Source organism: Curtobacterium sp. PhB130 (genome assembly GCF_003755165.1).
Taxonomy (GTDB): Bacteria; Actinomycetota; Actinomycetes; order Actinomycetales; family Microbacteriaceae; genus Curtobacterium.
Genome location: NZ_RKII01000008.1, coordinates 26,132 through 41,953 on the forward strand (window position 1 = coordinate 26,132; position 15,822 = coordinate 41,953).

Consider the following 15,822-nt stretch of genomic DNA (forward strand, 5'->3'; position numbering starts at 1 on the left):
CCGGTGCCAGCTGGCACCGAGCCTCCCGTCGGGTCGTGGTCAGACCACCGCGTCAGGCCGCTCGCAACGTCGGTGCGTCCTGGGTCGCCATCCAGTCGAGCAGGAGCGCGACGCCGCGCGACGGGTCGAAGCGCGGTTCGTAACCGAGCAGCGCGCCCGCCGCGGTGACGTCCGCGAAGGCGGCGCGGACGTCGCCGAGCCGGTACTGGCCGGTCACCTGGGGTGCCGGTGCGCCCGCCTGCTCGGCGATGACGCCGGCGAGGTCGAGCAGGGTCATCGGCGCACCGGAACCGATGTCGACGGTCGTCGTGCCGGCGCGGTCACTGCGGGTGGCCGCGGCGAGCGCCCGCACCACGTCGTCGACGAAGACGAAGTCGCGGGTGATCGAGCCGTCCTCGTAGACGGGGATCGAGCGGTGATCGCGGGCCAGGCGACCGAAGAGGCTGACGATGCCCGTGTACGGGTTCGTCAGCGACTGGCCGGGTCCGTAGACGTTCTGCAGCCGGAGGACCGAGAGGGGCGCACCGTGTGCGGAGGCCCAGGCGTGCAGCACGTGTTCCTGGGCGAGCTTCGTCGCCGCGTAGACGTTGGACGGACGCGGGTGGGTGGTGGCGGCGGCGTGGGCGAGCGGTGTCGCGACCGAGCCGTCCGGCGACGCCGGGTCCCACTGCGCGCGCTCCAGCTGGTGCACGTCCCGGGCGTCGGCGGCGAAGCGCTCCCCCGAAGCGGTGGCCCAGTCGCCCTCGCCGTAGACCGCGCGGGAGGACGCCAGGACGAAGCGCTCCGGGATGACCCCGGCGCGGTGCAGACCGTCGAGGAGCTCGCTCGTGCCGACCACGTTCACGCGGGTGTGGCGGCTGGCCTCGGTGAGCGACTGTCCGGTCCCGGTCTCCGCGGCGAGGTGCACGACGACGTCCGGGTGCACCGACCGCAGCACCGCGTCCCACATCGTCGGGACGGTGACGTCGAACGGGATGGCCGTGATGCCGGCGGGCAGGGCCGGCCAGCCGGAGGCGTGCACCTGCGGGTGCAGGGAGTCGAGCAGGACGACGTCGTCGCCGGCTCCGGCGAGGTCGGCGGCCAGACGGGAGCCGATGAAGCCGGCGCCTCCCGTGATCAGGACGGTTCGGGTCATGATGCCTCCTCGGCATGCTGCAGGACGTGCTCATCCAGGGCGACGAACACGGCGGGGTCCGGGCCGAACTTGCGCGCGAACGGCAGCCCGGCGGCCGTCAGCATCGGGACGTCGTCCAGGGTGAAGACGTCCGGTCGGCCGGAGGTGGTGTCCGACCAGCGGATGGTGTGCAGGCTCGCCCGCTCCAGGTGCAGGGTCGGGTCGTTGCCGATGATCGTCGCCGTGGCGGACTCGACCGGGATCATCGTGCGCTCGAAGTACCGGACCAGCGCGGGGTCGTTCGTGGTGCGGTCGACGACGGCCTGCATCGCGCGGCGGTCGATGGCGAACCAGCAGCTGTCGAACCAGCACGGCGCGTCCGCGGTGAACGGGCTGCGCAGCGCCAGGAACCCGATGCGTGCCGGCGCGCCGACCGCGGGTGCCGGGGCGTACAGGCGGACCGGCAGCCGGTGCTCGCGGAGCCGGTGGATCGCGACACCGCGCACCCAGCGGAACACCTTCGCGAGCGGCTCCGGCAGGCGGCGTTCGAACCCGATGTCGGGGAGCGCGCGGTACTGGAACCGGTAGCGCTGTTCGGCCTCGGCACGGATCGCGGGGTCCGGGACCTCGGCGATCGGCCAGGCTTCGATGACGGCGTTGTCCCCGGCGGCGCTCGCGGCGGTGAGGCGGGCGTGCAGGACCGCGAACGGGGCCGTCGGGTAGTCCTGCTCGGAGAGGAGCATCACCCAGTCGACGTCGAGGTTCGTCAGGACCCAGTCGAACAGCCGCCAGCGGGCGCGTTCGAGGGTGATGTCGCCCCAGCCGATCGTCTCCGGGCTGAGGAGGACGTGGACGCCGAGCGCTTCGAGCGGTGCACGGTCCAACGGGTGGTGGGTCTCGTCGTGCTGGACGACGACCTCCGCGCGCGGGTCGCCGCGGCGCAGCGTCCGGACGAGGCGGAGCAGCTGCTCGCCGTCACCGTAGGAGGTGAGCACGTAGGCCAGGCGGGGTGGCGCGTGCGAGATCCGGGGGTCGGGCTCGGGGTGGGGCTCGGACATCGCCTGCTCCTCGCGGGACGGTGTTGCCGCTGCCCGCGGGGAAGTGCGCCGCGGTGAGCACAGTGTGATCCCGGGAGGTGCCGGTGGTCGATGACGGATCCCCGATCGTGCGGGAAACCGCAGGGCCCGGCGTCAGCGGTTCGTCTGCGACTCGAGCCACTCGGGGTAGCGTCCGCCGACGATCTCGACGGAGTCGGAGAGCGCCGTCAGCCGGTCGACGTCCGCCGCGGACAGGGCGACCTCGGCCGCGCCGACGTTCTCCGCCAGCCGGTGCGCCTTCGTCGTGCCCGGGATCGGCACGATCCACGGTGCCCGTGCCAGGAGCCAGGCGAGTGCGATCTGGCCCGGCGAGGCATCGTGTTCTCCGGCGATCGCGCGGACGCCGTCGACGAGTTCCACGTTGGTCCGGAGCGCCTCCGGTCCGAACCGCGGGATGCTCGCCCGGAGGTCGTTCGCCCCGAAGGTCGCCGACGGGTCGATCGTCCCGGTCAGGAACCCCTTGCCGAGCGGGCTGAACGGCACGAACCCGATGCCGAGCTCGGCGCACGCTGCGAGCACCCCGTCCTCCGGCCGACGCCACCACAGCGAGTACTCGCTCTGGACCGCGGTCACCGGCTGGACGGCGTGTGCGCGGCGGATCGTGCCCTCGGCGGCTTCCGAGAGCCCGTAGTGCCGGACCTTCCCGACCGCGATGAGTTCCCGGACGGCGCCCGCGAACTCCTCGATCGGGTACTCGGGGTTGATCCGGTGCTGGTGGTAGAGGTCGATGTGGTCGGTGCCGAGCCGACGCAGGGAGCCCTCGACAGCGGACGCGACCTCGTCGGGCCTGAGCATCCGGCCGAGGAGGGTCCGGCTGTCGGGGTCGATCGCCTCGGCGAACTTCGTCGCGATGACGACGTCGTCGCGGACGGGCGCGAGCGCGGCGCCGACGAGTTCCTCGTTCGCGTGCGGGCCGTAGATCTCGGCGGTGTCGAAGAGCGTGACGCCCTGGTCGACCGCGCTCCGCAGCAGGTCCGTCATCGCGACGCGGTCCGGGTCGCCGCCGTACCCGCCGGTCATCGTCATGCAGCCGAGGCCGAGCGCGGAGACGTCGAGCCCCTGGCCGAGGGTCCGATGCGCGATCACGGGCGGTGGTAGTCGTCGTCGGCGACGTGCTCGAGCCAGGTGGTCGTGGTCGCCGGGTCGTCGGAGAGGTCGAGCATGGCGAGGTGCTCCATGTACCGGTCGGGGGTCGCACCGTGCCAGTGCTCCTCGCCCGCCGGGGTGTACACGGTCTCTCCGGGCTGTACCTCGATCACGCTGCCGTCGCGAGTCCCCATCAGGGCGACGCCCTCGGTGACGTGCAGGGTCTGCCCCTTCGCGTGCGAGTGCCACGCGGTGTGTGCCCCGGGCATGAAGCGGACCTTCGCCACCGTCATCGTCTGCCCGGGTTCCTTCGGCGCGGCGATCGGGTCGAGGTACACGTCCCCGGTGAACTGCTCAGGCGGGTTCTTCGTGGTGGGCTGCTTCGGTTCGATCCGCATGGTGCTGCTCCTGTTCTCGTTCTCGTTCTCGTTCCTTCGTCGCCACCCAGCTGGCGAGCAGCCGGAGGGACTCCTCGGTCGGCGAGCCGGGCTCGGCCGAGTACACGAGGAAGTTCAGTCCGGGTTCGCCCATCGGCTCCATCGCCTCGTAGACGAGGTCGAGGTCGCCGACGACCGGGTGGTGGAAGTGCTTGTCGCCGTGCGCGTGGTGGCGGACGTCGTGCGCGCCCCAGCGGACACGGAACTCGTCGCTCCGCGTGGAGAGCTCGCCGATGAGGTCCTGCAGCGCTCGGTCGTGCGGGTTCCGGCCGGCCTCGGTCCGGAGGATCGCGACGTTGATGTCGGCCGCCGTCGCCCAGTTCGGGTAGAAGCGCTCGGACAGGTCGCGGTGCAGGAACGCGAACCGGGCGAGGTTCACCGGGCGGTGTTCCTGCTCGTACATCTCCCAGTAGAGGCCCCGGAACAGCTGGTTCTCGGCGAGGACGTCCATCCGGCCGTTGCGGACGAACGCCGGGCCGGCGGTGAAGCCGTCGAGTGCCCAGCGGACGCTCGTGCGGACGTCCTTGGGGACCTGGCGCCGGCGCCGACGGACCGGGGAGGCGTTCGCCTCGCGGGAGAGGTCGAAGAGGTGCTCGCGCTCGGCGTCGTCGAGGAGCAGCGCGTCCGCGAGCGCCACGAGCACGGTGTCGGAGACCCCGACCAGGTCGCCGCGTTCGAGCTTGGCGTAGTACTCGACGCTCATGCCGGCGAGCATCGCGACCTCGGTGCGACGCAGTCCGGGCACGCGCCGTCCCGGTCCTCCGGGCAGCGAGACCTGCTCGGGCGTGATCCGGGCTCGGCGTGACGTCAGGAACTCCTTGACGTCGTCCTTGTGCGACATGCCCACCACGCTACGAACCGGCAACTGGACGAGGAATGCCCTGCTGGTACACCCTCGGCGGTCGGGATCGTGCTGGCCCGGTCCGTCGCGGTCGTCGTGACGGCGTCGCGGACGAGGCCGTAGCGTCGGCCCCATGGAACTCCTCTTCGTCCACGGCGCCCTGGTCCGCGACGGTGCCTGGTGGTGGCAGCCGACCGCCGACCTGCTCCTCGCCCGCACGGGTGTCCGCAGCCGTGCGGTGGCGCTGCCGTCCTGCGGCGAGACCGCGTCCGGCGTCCCCGAGGGCGGTCTGGTCGAGGACGCCGCCGCACTCCGGCGCACACTCGACGAGGTGGACGGGGCCGACGGGGCCGTCGTCGTCGGACACTCCTACGGCGGCACCGTCGTCGCCGAGGCCGGCCACCACCCCGCGGTCCGGCACCTGCTGTACGTGTCGTCGTACCTGCCCGACGTCGGCCAGGCGCAGGCTGCGATCATGAGCGGCGAGCCCGACCCGGTGTCGATCGCCGAGGTCGGCGACGGGACCCTGGCGGTCGCGGGGTACGACCGGTCGTCCTTCGGGGCACGGTTCCTGCAGGACGCCGACGACGCGACCCAGCGCGCGGCGTGGGAGCGGGTCACGGCGCAGACCGCGGCCGCCTTCGTCACGCCGACCACGGCCGCCGGCTGGGAGGGCGTCGACTCGACCTACCTCGTGTGCGCTGAGGACCGGAGCACGTCGACCGCACTGCAACGGGAGCATGCGTCGCGAGCGACCCGCGCCGTCGAGGTCCCGACCGGCCACCACCCGTTCATCACCCGACCCGACCTGGTCGTGGACCGGATCGAGGCGCTGCTCGCAGGGTGAGCCGCGAGCGCACGACCGTGTGGTTGGATCGTCCGGCACGAGCAACGACGCCGCAGATCCCGAGGGAACCCATGCCGACCGACACCACCCCGCCCGGACGAGTCCTGCTGGAGGGCCAGCGCTGCCGGGTCCGGATCTGGAATCGGGCGGACCGCTCGGTGACGACCGTGCACGAGAGCACGGAGCGCCTCTACGAAGCCCCGAACTGGACGTCCGACGGGCGACTCGTCCTGAACGCGGACGGCGTCCTCTGGACGATGCCGGCCGACGGCGCGAGCGCACCGGAGCGCGTCGCGATCGAGGGCGTCCCGCCGCTCAACAACGACCACGTCCTCGACCCGGACGGCGTCACGGTCCACGTCAGCGCCGAGGACTTCCACATCTGGAGCGCCCCGCTCGCCGGCGGTCCGGCGACCCGGGTCACGCCGGACGACGGCGCGATGCACTTCCTGCACGGCGTCAGCCCGGACGGCACCGAACTCGCGTACGTCCGGCTCGACCCGGACGGCGACGACGTGTGGTCCTCCGGCACGATCCACGTGCTCGCCGTCGACGGCACCGCTGACCGCGCCGTCACCACTGCCCCCGGTCCCGCCGACGGCCCGGAGTGGACGCCCGACGGTGCCTGGATCCTGTTCAACACGGCGCAGTTCGAGGAAGCGCCCGGCCATGCGCAGATCGCCCGTGTCCGTCCCGACGGCACGGAGCTCGAGCAGCTCACCGTCGACGAGCACGTGAACTGGTTCCCGCACCCGACGCCGACGGGTGACGCCGCGGTGTTCCTGTCGTTCCCGCCCGGCACCCAAGGGCACCCGGCGGACGAGCGGGTCCGGCTCCGCCAGGTGACCGGGCCGGGCACCGTCAGCGACTGGGGACCGGCGGTGTGGCAGGCCGCCGAGACGATCGTCGAGCTCGACGGCGGTCAGGGCACCCTCAACGTCAACGGCTGGGCGCCCGACGGGTCGGCCTTCGCCTTCGTCGACTACCCGATCGGCGCCCCCGCGCGGTGATCCGGACCGCCAGTCCGGACCGCCAGTCCGGACCGTCAGTCCGGACCGTCAGTCCGGACGGCCAGACCGGACGGCCAGACCGGACCGCCGGTCCGGAAGGTCGACCCGGACGGTCGGCCCGGCGCATCGCCGGGTCAGGAGCGCTCGCCGGCCTCCGGCCAGACGGCACGCTGGACCGCCGACATGCCGCGGTCCAGCGCCCGCAGGTCATCGAGGTCGAGCCGCCGCAGGACGCGCAACCCGTACTCGGGCCGCCGCGCCATCAGCTGCCCGACCGCATCGCGTCCGCGGGCCGTGGCACGGAGCCGCCGGACCCGCTGGTCCCCCTCGGCCGCCGTCCGCGCGACGACGTCCTGCTCGACCAGGCGGTCCACGACGCCGGACATCGAGGCGAGTGAGACGCCGAACGACGACGCGAGCGTCGTGAGGGTCATGCCGTCCTCGGCTGTCACGAGCACGGTGAGGACCTTGAGCTGCTGCAGCGTCAGCCGGAGCGAGAGCAGCGGCTCGACGATGTCGGCGAGCCCCTCGCTCTCGAAGCGTGTCGTCATCGCGCCGATGCGCTGCTCGAGACGCGTGCGCTCGTCGTCCTGGTCGGTCACGGCTCCAGCGTAGGGCAGGCTCTCCCCGAGCGGCTCCAGCGCCCACCAAGGCGAACTGCTTAGCCTGATGCTAACCAGTTCGAGAGGATGTCCATGACCGACAGGATCGCCAACGACAGCACCGCCGTCCAGACCGAGGCCGATCGCGTGTCCGCCGACCTCGCACGCCGCGGGGTCGACGTCGACGCGGTCCGGGCGAGGTACCGGCAGGAACGGGACCGACGCGTCCGACCGGACGGCGCGACCCAGTACCGCCGCGCGACCGGCTCGTTCGGCTACTACGCCACGGACCCCTACACGCCCCGGGCGGACCGGGAGCCGGTGACCACGGACGTCGAGGTGCTGGTCATCGGCGGCGGCTTCGGCGGACTCGTCACCGCGGCCCGGCTCCGTGGCCACGGCGTCGAGGACATCCGGATCATGGACGAGGCCGGCGACTTCGGCGGCACCTGGTACTGGAACCGGTACCCCGGGATCCACTGCGACATCGAGTCGTACGTCTACATGCCGCTCCTCGAGGAGGTCGGCACCGTCCCGAGGTGGCGGTACGCCCCGGGCGAGGAGATCCGCCAGCACGCCATGGCCATCGGGCGGACCTTCGACCTGTACCGCGACACCCTGTTCCAGACCCGGGCGACCGGACTGCGCTGGGACGAGGACGACGACGTCTGGACGGTCGAGACCGACCGCGGCGACCGCTTCCGGGCACGGTTCGTCGTCACGTCCTCCGGGACCCTGACGGAGCCGAAACTGCCGGGCATCCCGGGCATCGAGACGTTCCGCGGCCACACCTTCCACACCAGCCGATGGGACTACGGCTACACCGGCGGCACGGCCGAGGGCGGGATGACCGGACTCGCCGACAAGCGGGTCGCGGTCGTCGGCACCGGCGCCACCGGGATCCAGGTCGTCCCGTTCGTCGCCCGCGACGCGGAGCACCTGTTCGTGTTCCAGCGCACCCCCTCGACCATCGGCGTGCGCGACAACCGTCCGACGGACCCCGCGTGGGCCGCGTCGCTCCGTCCTGGCTGGCAGCGCGAACGCCAGGAGAACTTCATCCGCACGGTCTCCGGCGCGCCGGTCGACGAGGACCTCACCCGGGACGGATGGACGGCGACGGCGCGGATCCAGCGCACGATGATCACCGGCACCGTGGACGAGCGCGTCGACCCGGCCGACCGGGAGCGTCTCGACGAGCTGCTCGACCTGCAGCACATGACGGACGTCCGCGCACGTGTCGACGAGGTCGTCGAGGACCCGGCCACCGCCGAGGCGCTGCAGCCCTGGTACCGCTACATGTGCAAGCGACCGGCGTTCAGCGACCGCTACCTGCAGGCGTTCAACGAGCCGAACGTCACACTCGTCGACACTGCGGACACGGGCGGCATCACCCGGATGACCGAGACCGGCGTCGTCGTGGGCGACACCGAGTACCCGGTCGACTGCGTCGTCTTCGCCACCGGCTTCGAGGTCGGCGTCTCCGGGGTGCTCTCCGGCAGCCTGCCGGTGCACGGTCGCGGCGGCACCGCGCTGCTCGCGTCGTGGGCACGGGGCCCTCGGACGCTCCACGGCTTCACCACGCACGGGTTCCCGAACCTCTTCCAGCTCGGGCCGCTGCAGAACGCGAACTCGGTCAACTTCGTCCACGTCCTGCAGGACCAGGCCGACCACATCGCCGAACTGATCCGGTCCGCGCGGGCCACCGGTGCGCGGTACGTCGAGCCCACCCGCGACGCGGAGGACGCGTGGGCCGCCACGATCCGCGCCACCGCGATCGACAACGACGCGTTCCGCGCGGGCTGCACGCCGGGCTACTACAACCGCGAGGGGACCGCGACGACCGGGAACACGTCCTTCGGCCCGGGCCCGGTGGTCTTCCGCGACGTCCTGGCGGACTGGCGCGCACACCGGATGGACGAGGTGATGGTCACCACCTGAGCACGGTCACCCCGTGACGGACGGGAGGCCCGGTGCCGGCTGGCACCGAGCCTCCCGTCCGGTGGTGGTCGCGACCCGGCTACCGGACCCGCCGTCGAGCCGCGCAGCGGATCACGCTAGCGTCGAGACCATGTCGTCTCGTCCGCCGGTGCGCGACCCGCGGCAGCGGCGTGTCCGGGTGCCGTGGGACGGCCTGCCCGTCTGGGTCCGCGACGCCGCGGGTGGCCTCCTGCTCTTCGTCCTGTCGCTCCTCCCCCTCGGTGTCGCCGGGGTCGAGCTCGGCGAGCTGCACCACGCCGTCGCCGAGTGGGTGCCCCCGGTCCTCATCGCCGGGCAGTCCCTGACCCTCGCCGCCCGCCGGGTCGCCCCCGGGACGGCGCTCGCCGTGGTGGGCGCCTCGTTCGCCGCGGCGCAGCTCGCCGGCGTCGGCACCGGGGTGGCCGGGCTCGGCCTGTTCGTCGCGATCTACTCGTTCGCCGCCCACGAGCAGCGGCACCGGCGGACGATCGCCGTCGCCGTCGCCGCCGGGTACGTGCTGCTCGCGTTCGCCCTGCACGCCGAGGGCTCACCCGAGCGCCTCGTCGACTGGGCGACCTTCTTCCTGGTGCTCACGACCCCGTGGTTCGTCGGTCTCCTCGTCCGGCGCCGGGTCGCCGAGCAGGCAGCGCGCGAGATGCAGGCGGCGGAGGACGCCGTCCGCGAGTCCCGCAACCTGCTGGCACGGGACCTGCACGACATCGTCACCCACCACGTCACCGCCATGGTCGTGCAGGCCGACTCCGCCGCCTACCTCGACGCGTCCGAGGATGCCGAACGCGCCCGGACCCTCGAGACCATCGGGACCACCGGCCGCCGCGCCCTCCAGGAGCTCCGGTCGCTCCTCGGCGCCCTCGAGCAGACCATCGCCGCGCCCGGCGGCGGGCCGGCACCCCGGGAGGCCGTCGCCCACACCGTCGCGGACCTCGTCGCCGAGGCCCGGCAGCGCGGGTACCCCGTCGTCCTCACCGAGCCGGCAACACGGCCCGTCCTCTCCGACGAGGTCGCCCTCACCCTGTACCGCATCGCCCAGGAAGCCCTGACGAACGCCATGAAGCACTCCCCCGGAGCCCCCGTCGAGATGACCCTGACCGATCACGACGGACGCGTCGAGCTGCGTGTCGTGAACGACGTGACCGGCGACCCTCCTGGTGTTCCCGGCCGTGGCCGCCGGGGCATGGCGGACCGCGCCGCGCTCCTCGGCGGACGGCTCGACACGGGCGCCGTCGGCGGCCGCTTCGAGGTCGTCGCCTCGTTCGCCCCGGACGCCCACGCCACACCGGGCCGCCGCCGGTGAACGCGGCTGACGGAGCGACCCCGACACCACCCGACGCGGGCAGCCGCCTGCGCATCGCGCTCGTCGACGACCAGACCCTGGTGCGCGACGGGTTCGCCCGGGTGGTCCGCGCACAGACGGACATGGAGCTCGTCGGGCTCGGCGCGAACGGCCGCGACGCCGTCGACCTCGCCCGCGACGCGACGCCCGACGTGATGGTCGTGGACATCCGGATGCCGGTGCTCGACGGCATCGCGGCCACCCGGGAGATCCTCGCCGCGCCGCGTCACGACGGAGCGGTGCCACCGCGGATCCTCGTCGTCACGACGTTCAACCTGGACGAGTACGTCTTCGACGCCCTCCGTGCCGGAGCGAGCGGGTTCCTGCTCAAGGACGCCTCGCCCCCGCAGTTGCTCGACGCCGTCCGGACGATCGCGCGCGGCGAGGCACTCGTCGACCCCGCCGTGACGCGCACGCTCATCGGCAGCTTCGCGGGCCGGATCCGGCCCCCGGTCACCGTCGCCGACGAGTCCGGGCAGCTGACACCACGCGAGCTCGAGGTGCTGCGGCTCCTCGCCCGGGGCATGTCGAACGTCGAGATCGCCGAAGCCATGTTCGTCACCCGTGAGACCGCGAAGACCTACGTGTCACGGATCCTGCTGAAGCTCGGGGTCCGCGACCGCGTCCAGGCCGTCGTCTACGCGTACCGCACGGGCATCGCCGACGACTGACGGGCCGCCCGACGGGACTGTCCACCTTTGGGGGACCCGGCGGATCGCGCCGTTTCCTACGGTCGTCACGGCAGCAGATGCTGCTCCACGACGAAGGAGACCGACCATGGCAACGACCACCGCCGGGAAGCCGAGCGTGATGCGCCGGATCCTGACCTTCCCCCTCACCTGGATGATCATCGGCACGGTGTTCGTGTTCCTCACGAACGCGATCCTGGTCGGCGTCGGCTCGGAGATGGACGCCACCGGCGTCATCGTCACCGCGCTGATCGGCGCCGCAGCCGGGCTCGTGTTCTACCAGCTCACGATGTGGCTCGTCGCCCGCCGCCGGACCCCCGAGCTGACGGTGCGCGGCATCGGTCGCGAGACCTTCCTCGGCCTCGCGATCGGCGTCCTCTTCATCGCCGTGTCGTACCTGATCGTGGTCGCCACCGGCGCCTACACCGTGACCTGGGCGCCCCACGACGTCACCACGACCGTCGCGCTCGCCCTCGCCGTGAACGCCGGCGCCGCCATCGTCGAGGAGCTCACCTTCCGCGGCCTGCTCTTCCAGGGCGTGGAGCAGCTCTGCGGACCCCGCGTCGGCCGGTGGATCGCCCTCGCCGTCACCGCGGCCTTCTTCGGCGGCGCGCACCTCCTCAACCCCGGCGCCACGCTGTGGTCGTCCCTCGCCATCGCGATCGAAGCCGGTGTCCTCCTCGGTGCCGCCTTCATGTGGCGCCGCAACCTGTGGTTCGTCATCGGCATCCACTTCGCCTGGAACGTCGTCGAGGGCCTGCTCGGCATCCCCGTCTCCGGACACCGCGACCCGGGCCTGTTCGTCACCACCGTGCACGGCGACGGCCTGCTCTCGGGCGGCGCGTTCGGCCTCGAGGCGTCCTTCGTGCCGGTGCTGGTCAGCCTCGCCGTCGCGATCCCGATGCTCGTCGCGGCCCGCCGTCGGCGAGTCGCGCCGACCCGGTCCGCCGCGGCGCGCGTCCGTCTGGAAGCCGTCGGCCGCTGATCGGTCGTCATCCGACGGACGGGAGGCACGGTGCCGGCCGGCACCGGGCCTCCCGTCCGCGCGTCAGCGCTCCGGAGCCGCGGCAGCGATCACCACGCGACCTGCGTCCGGAAGAAGCGTTCCCAGAACGCCGTCCGCTCCGGGGTGGCGACCGGACGCATCGCGAAGTCGGTCCCGAGGTCCATCACCGTCGGCGGAGTGGCCGCGTACTCGGGCCATGCCGGCAGGCCGGGACCGTTCGGGTCGCCCGTGGCGATGTAGTTCACCCAGTACGCGGACATCGTGGCCGCGACCGCTCGGTCGTCGTCGTCCCAGTCCAGGTCGACGACGTCGAGGTTGTCGAACACGAAGTCGATCTCCGAACCGTGGCCGGCGCGACGGGGGCCACCGGACGGCGACGGCGGACGGTGCGTCCAGAAGTACGTCCGCACCGGGCGCTCGCACTCCGCGGTCCACGTCGTGCCCCACAGGGAGGTCGACACCGTCGCGTTGTCGTGGATCGCGTCGTTGCTCGCCAGGGCCGCCTCGTCGTCGTCCGTGGCGGGGTAGAGCGCGAGGAACTCGTCGGCGAGCGGACCGAACTTCTCGTGCGCGCCCCTGGTGAAGGACTCGAGGGTGACGTGGGTCGGCGGTCGACCCGGTCGCCACGGCTGCTCCCCCTTCGCACGGGTCGCGGCGAACGCGTCCTCGGGGATCGCGCCGCTCTCGTCGAGGTCGTTCCCGGCGATGTAGTCGACCCGGTTCTGGGCGCCGAGCGCGTACGTCTCGGCGTAGCCGTGCGGCAGGACCCAGCCGTCGACGACGGGACGGAAGAGCGGTGGGCGGGCGTCGCTCCCGGTCTCGACGTCCATGTCGCCGAGACGGTCCCGGTCGACGAGGTCGTCGAACGGCAGCGCGCGCATCGCGTCGAGGTCCGTCGCACCGCGCGCCGCGACGAACGCCGCGCCCTGCGCCTCGGCGGCGTCGCGGCCCCGGTACGACGTCGAGAGGTACCGCAGCTCGGTGTCGCCCGCGTGCCGGGCGTGGCTCTGCGCGATCACCCGGTGGAACAGGCCGGTCGCCAGCGGTGACATCGCGAGGAAGTTGCACGTGCCGGCCCCGGCGGACTGCCCGGCGATGGTGACGCGGCCGGGGTCGCCGCCGAACGCGGCGACGTTGTCCCGGACCCACTCGAGGGCGCGGACGCAGTCGAGCAGACCGTAGTTGCCGGAGGCGTCGTGCCCGGACTCCGCGCTCAGCTCCGGTGTCGCGAGGAAGCCGAGCGCCCCGAGCCGGTAGTTGAACGTCACGACGACCACGCCCCGACGCGCGAGGTTCTCGCCGTCGAACCGGGGGTCGGCGGCGCTGCCCTCCTGGAACCCGCCGCCGTAGATCCACACCAGGACCGGCTTCGGCTCGTCGCTGCCCGACACCGGCGTCCACAGGTTCAGCGTGAGGCAGTCCTCGTCCATCCCCAGCCCGAGCGCACGGGTCGCGGCGGTCTCCGGCTGGGGGCTGATCGCACCGAACCGGGTGGCCTGCCGGACGCCGTCCCACGGTGCCGGCGGCTGCGGGGCGCGCCACCGGAGATCGCCGACCGGCGGAGCGGCGTACGGGATCCCCCGGAAGACGCGCACGTCGTCGCGACGGCCCGTGGTCCCCTCGATGAGTCCGGCGTCGGTCGGGACGGTCGTCGTCGTGTGCTGGTCGATGCTCATGCCGTGGCCACGCTGTCGATCTGGCGCACGATGGCGCGACGGAGGACGACCACGAGCACGCCGCTGATCACGAGCGCGACCGTCATGCCCTGCCACATCGCGCTGTACCCGAAGGTCGTCGCGATCGACCCGCCGACGATCGGTCCCACGATGTTGCCGAGGTCGCTGCCGAGGAAGTTCGTGGTGCTGCCCGCGCCGCGTCGTTCCCTGGGGACCATCTTCATCGCCATCGACTGCAGCACCGGCTGGCACCCGCCGTAGCCGAACCCGAACAGGACCGCCGCGACGAGGAACGCCAGCAGGGAGTGCGAGACGCTGATGAGGAAGAACGAGCCGATGAAGAGCACCATCATCGGGACGAGCACGAGGTACCCGAAGCGGTCCGCCAGGCGACCGGCGAGCGGCCGGGAGACGAAGAGCACGCCGGCGTAGATCGTGAAGAAGAAGGAGATGTTGCTGCCGATGCCCTGCTGGCCCGCGAAGATCGCCAGGAACGGGTTCACCAGGCTGTAGCAGGCGAACACGAAGAAGGTGATGATCGCGGCGAGCAGGACCTCCTTCGCGAAGAAGTTCTTCGGCGAGAGCTTGAACCCCTTCGGACGCTTGTACTTGAGCTTGATCTGGGTGCACATGACGACGCCGAGGCCGACGAACCCGGCGGCGATGAAGAACGCCGTGTCGTAGGAACCCGCCGCAGCGACCTTGAGCGAGATGACCGGCCCGACCATCTGCGCGATGCCGGCGCCGAGCGTGAAGAACCCGAGCCCGGTGCCGATCCGCTCCCGCGGCAACGCGTCGGCCGCCATCGCGATGAACGCCGTCGTGCTGAACGCCTGGCCGGCGCCCTGCAGCAGGCGGAAGGTGATCAGCTCCGGGACGTTGCCCGAGATGCCGAACCCGAGGAACGCGATGCCGATCGCGATGATCGCGCCGAGGACGATGAACTTCCGGTTGAAGGCGTCGAGAGCCGGTGCCGAGGCGAGCTTGAACACGATCGCCGACCAGGCGAAGGCGCTGGAGACGATGCCGACGACCGCGGCGGTCGCGCCGAGCGAGTCGGTGTACTTGCCGATGAGCACGTTCGACATCTGCAGCCCGATGGACACGAGCACGTTCGTGGCGAAGATCGCGATGAACGCACGGTTCCAGATCTTCGAGGGTTCCTGCGCCACGGAAGCGTCCGCCTCGGCCGTCGCTGCCGGGACGGGCGGCCGCCCGTGTTCGTCGTCGATGATGTCCTTCGCCATTGGAGGGAGCCTTTCGCCTGGTCGTCGTAACTCACACGAAATCGTGTGAGATCGAAGATAGGCAGGAAGACCCGAGCCGTCAAGCCGGGCTCAGGCGACGGGCGTCGGGACGTCCAGCCCGTTCAGCTTGTGCTGCCGAGCACACGTCTCGATCGCCTCGGAGCTCGCGCCGGCCTCGAGGAGGTCGAGGAGCCGCTCGTGCTCGGCGATCGAGGCGCGGTGCCGCCCGGGGACGGTGTGACTGACACTCCGGCGGATCACGTCGAAGCGCTGCAGCTCGCTCGTCAGGAGCGACGCGATGTGGGCGTCGCCGCTCCGCTCGTGGAAGAGCGCGTGGAACCGACGGTTGAGCTGGCCGAACCGGTCGAGGTCGATGACGTCGAGCGCCTCCCCCATCTCCCGGTCGAGCGCCCGAGCCGCCGCGATGTCAGCAGCGGTCAGGTTCGGCTGCGCCAGCGCGGTCGCGAACCCCTCGAGCCGGGCGATCAGTTCGAGGGTGTTCCGGTGGTCCTCCACGTCGAAGAGCGCGACCCGCGCGCCGACGTTCCGGACGACCTCGATCCACCCCTCGGCCTCGAGCCGACGGATCGCCTCACGCAGCGGGATGTTGCTCAGGCCGCTCTCGCGGACGAGCTGGTCGACGACGATCCGGTACCCGGGCACGTAGGTCCGGTCGATGATGCGACGCTTGATGAGGGCGTAGGCGAGATCCGCCTTGCTCTCGCTGTCCGGCTCGCGACTGCTCACGCGAGCACGATAGCGCAGACCCCGTCGGACACGGTGCGCAGTCGACTTGACGAGCACGACCGACGGCTTTAAGTTCATGCATTGGATCGTGCACGATCCTGACCGACGTGCAC

At 72.0% G+C, this 15,822-nt stretch carries 15 protein-coding genes; 6 read left to right on the forward strand and 9 right to left on the reverse strand.

What is annotated here, in order from left to right; all coding sequences use genetic code 11:
• Nucleotides 1-52: 52 nt before the first annotated feature.
• From EDF24_RS10180 to EDF24_RS10200, 5 genes are all read right to left on the reverse strand, one after another.
• Nucleotides 53-1,135: an NAD(P)-dependent oxidoreductase gene (locus EDF24_RS10180; protein ID WP_123702705.1), complete on the reverse strand. Its 1,083-nt coding sequence runs from the start codon at nucleotides 1,133-1,135 to the stop codon at nucleotides 53-55.
• A complete protein-coding gene (locus tag EDF24_RS10185; protein ID WP_132050527.1) occupies nucleotides 1,132-2,172 on the reverse strand; it encodes a hypothetical protein in 1,041 nt (346 codons plus the stop codon). Before EDF24_RS10185 ends, EDF24_RS10180 begins: the two co-directional genes overlap by 4 nt.
• Before the next feature lie 132 nt (nucleotides 2,173-2,304).
• Nucleotides 2,305-3,297, reverse strand: a complete 993-nt coding sequence (locus EDF24_RS10190; protein WP_311316797.1) for an aldo/keto reductase — start codon at nucleotides 3,295-3,297, stop codon at nucleotides 2,305-2,307.
• Entirely contained in the window at nucleotides 3,294-3,695 is a 402-nt protein-coding gene (locus EDF24_RS10195) for a cupin domain-containing protein (RefSeq protein WP_123702709.1), read from the reverse strand. Before EDF24_RS10195 ends, EDF24_RS10190 begins: the two co-directional genes overlap by 4 nt.
• The gene (locus tag EDF24_RS10200) at nucleotides 3,652-4,575 is read right to left on the reverse strand and encodes a helix-turn-helix domain-containing protein (protein ID WP_123703430.1); all 924 of its coding nucleotides are present in this window, start codon (nucleotides 4,573-4,575) and stop codon (nucleotides 3,652-3,654) included. Before EDF24_RS10200 ends, EDF24_RS10195 begins: the two co-directional genes overlap by 44 nt.
• Nucleotides 4,576-4,708: 133 nt before the next feature.
• Between EDF24_RS10200 and EDF24_RS10205 the strand changes: the two genes are divergently transcribed.
• Both EDF24_RS10205 and EDF24_RS10210 read left to right on the forward strand, forming a co-directional pair.
• Nucleotides 4,709-5,422 (forward strand): alpha/beta hydrolase, encoded by a 714-nt coding sequence (locus EDF24_RS10205; RefSeq protein WP_123702712.1) that lies wholly within the window; start codon nucleotides 4,709-4,711, stop codon nucleotides 5,420-5,422.
• Between the two features lie 71 nt (nucleotides 5,423-5,493).
• A complete protein-coding gene (locus tag EDF24_RS10210; protein ID WP_123702714.1) occupies nucleotides 5,494-6,432 on the forward strand; it encodes a PD40 domain-containing protein in 939 nt (312 codons plus the stop codon).
• A 134-nt stretch (nucleotides 6,433-6,566) separates the two neighbouring features.
• Here the strand turns inward: EDF24_RS10210 and EDF24_RS10215 are convergent, their stop codons facing one another.
• Complete coding sequence (locus tag EDF24_RS10215; RefSeq protein ID WP_123702716.1) at nucleotides 6,567-7,034, reverse strand: MarR family transcriptional regulator; 468 nt, start codon at nucleotides 7,032-7,034, stop codon at nucleotides 6,567-6,569.
• Nucleotides 7,035-7,127: 93 nt separating this feature from the next.
• Here EDF24_RS10215 and EDF24_RS10220 point away from each other — a divergent pair, with 93 nt between their 5' ends.
• From EDF24_RS10220 to EDF24_RS10235, 4 genes are all read left to right on the forward strand, one after another.
• Entirely contained in the window at nucleotides 7,128-8,972 is a 1,845-nt protein-coding gene (locus tag EDF24_RS10220; RefSeq protein WP_123702718.1) for an NAD(P)/FAD-dependent oxidoreductase, read from the forward strand.
• Between the two features lie 130 nt (nucleotides 8,973-9,102).
• The gene (locus EDF24_RS10225; protein ID WP_148070871.1) at nucleotides 9,103-10,305 is read left to right on the forward strand and encodes a sensor histidine kinase; all 1,203 of its coding nucleotides are present in this window, start codon (nucleotides 9,103-9,105) and stop codon (nucleotides 10,303-10,305) included.
• Complete coding sequence (locus EDF24_RS10230; protein ID WP_123702723.1) at nucleotides 10,302-11,015, forward strand: response regulator transcription factor; 714 nt, start codon at nucleotides 10,302-10,304, stop codon at nucleotides 11,013-11,015. The genes EDF24_RS10225 and EDF24_RS10230 overlap by 4 nt, the downstream gene beginning before the upstream one ends.
• 106 nt (nucleotides 11,016-11,121) lie before the next feature.
• A complete protein-coding gene (locus tag EDF24_RS10235; protein WP_221181374.1) occupies nucleotides 11,122-12,018 on the forward strand; it encodes a type II CAAX endopeptidase family protein in 897 nt (298 codons plus the stop codon).
• An 89-nt stretch (nucleotides 12,019-12,107) separates the two neighbouring features.
• Here EDF24_RS10235 and EDF24_RS10240 read toward each other — a convergent pair whose 3' ends face one another.
• From EDF24_RS10240 to EDF24_RS10250, 3 genes are all read right to left on the reverse strand, one after another.
• Nucleotides 12,108-13,715, reverse strand: a complete 1,608-nt coding sequence (locus EDF24_RS10240) for a carboxylesterase/lipase family protein (protein WP_123702725.1) — start codon at nucleotides 13,713-13,715, stop codon at nucleotides 12,108-12,110.
• On the reverse strand, nucleotides 13,712-14,962 hold the full coding sequence (locus tag EDF24_RS10245) for an MFS transporter (protein ID WP_123656424.1): 1,251 nt from the start codon (nucleotides 14,960-14,962) through the stop codon (nucleotides 13,712-13,714). Before EDF24_RS10245 ends, EDF24_RS10240 begins: the two co-directional genes overlap by 4 nt.
• 90 nt (nucleotides 14,963-15,052) lie before the next feature.
• Nucleotides 15,053-15,709, reverse strand: a complete 657-nt coding sequence (locus EDF24_RS10250; protein WP_165931573.1) for a GntR family transcriptional regulator — start codon at nucleotides 15,707-15,709, stop codon at nucleotides 15,053-15,055.
• Between the last annotated feature and the right edge of the window lie 113 nt (nucleotides 15,710-15,822).

What these genes read in the sequence shown, in the direction of transcription:
- EDF24_RS10180 (WP_123702705.1), bottom strand. Translation starts at nt 1,135, where the DNA reads ATGACCCGAACCGTCCTGATCACGGGAGGCGCCGGCTTCATCGGCTCC.
- EDF24_RS10185 (WP_132050527.1), bottom strand. Translation starts at nt 2,172, where the DNA reads ATGTCCGAGCCCCACCCCGAGCCCGACCCCCGGATCTCGCACGCGCCA.
- EDF24_RS10195 (WP_123702709.1), bottom strand. Translation starts at nt 3,695, where the DNA reads ATGCGGATCGAACCGAAGCAGCCCACCACGAAGAACCCGCCTGAGCAG.
- EDF24_RS10200 (WP_123703430.1), bottom strand. Translation starts at nt 4,575, where the DNA reads ATGTCGCACAAGGACGACGTCAAGGAGTTCCTGACGTCACGCCGAGCC.
- EDF24_RS10205 (WP_123702712.1), top strand. Translation starts at nt 4,709, where the DNA reads ATGGAACTCCTCTTCGTCCACGGCGCCCTGGTCCGCGACGGTGCCTGG.
- EDF24_RS10210 (WP_123702714.1), top strand. Translation starts at nt 5,494, where the DNA reads ATGCCGACCGACACCACCCCGCCCGGACGAGTCCTGCTGGAGGGCCAG.
- EDF24_RS10220 (WP_123702718.1), top strand. Translation starts at nt 7,128, where the DNA reads ATGACCGACAGGATCGCCAACGACAGCACCGCCGTCCAGACCGAGGCC.
- EDF24_RS10225 (WP_148070871.1), top strand. Translation starts at nt 9,103, where the DNA reads ATGTCGTCTCGTCCGCCGGTGCGCGACCCGCGGCAGCGGCGTGTCCGG.
- EDF24_RS10235 (WP_221181374.1), top strand. Translation starts at nt 11,122, where the DNA reads ATGGCAACGACCACCGCCGGGAAGCCGAGCGTGATGCGCCGGATCCTG.
- EDF24_RS10240 (WP_123702725.1), bottom strand. Translation starts at nt 13,715, where the DNA reads ATGAGCATCGACCAGCACACGACGACGACCGTCCCGACCGACGCCGGA.
- EDF24_RS10245 (WP_123656424.1), bottom strand. Translation starts at nt 14,962, where the DNA reads ATGGCGAAGGACATCATCGACGACGAACACGGGCGGCCGCCCGTCCCG.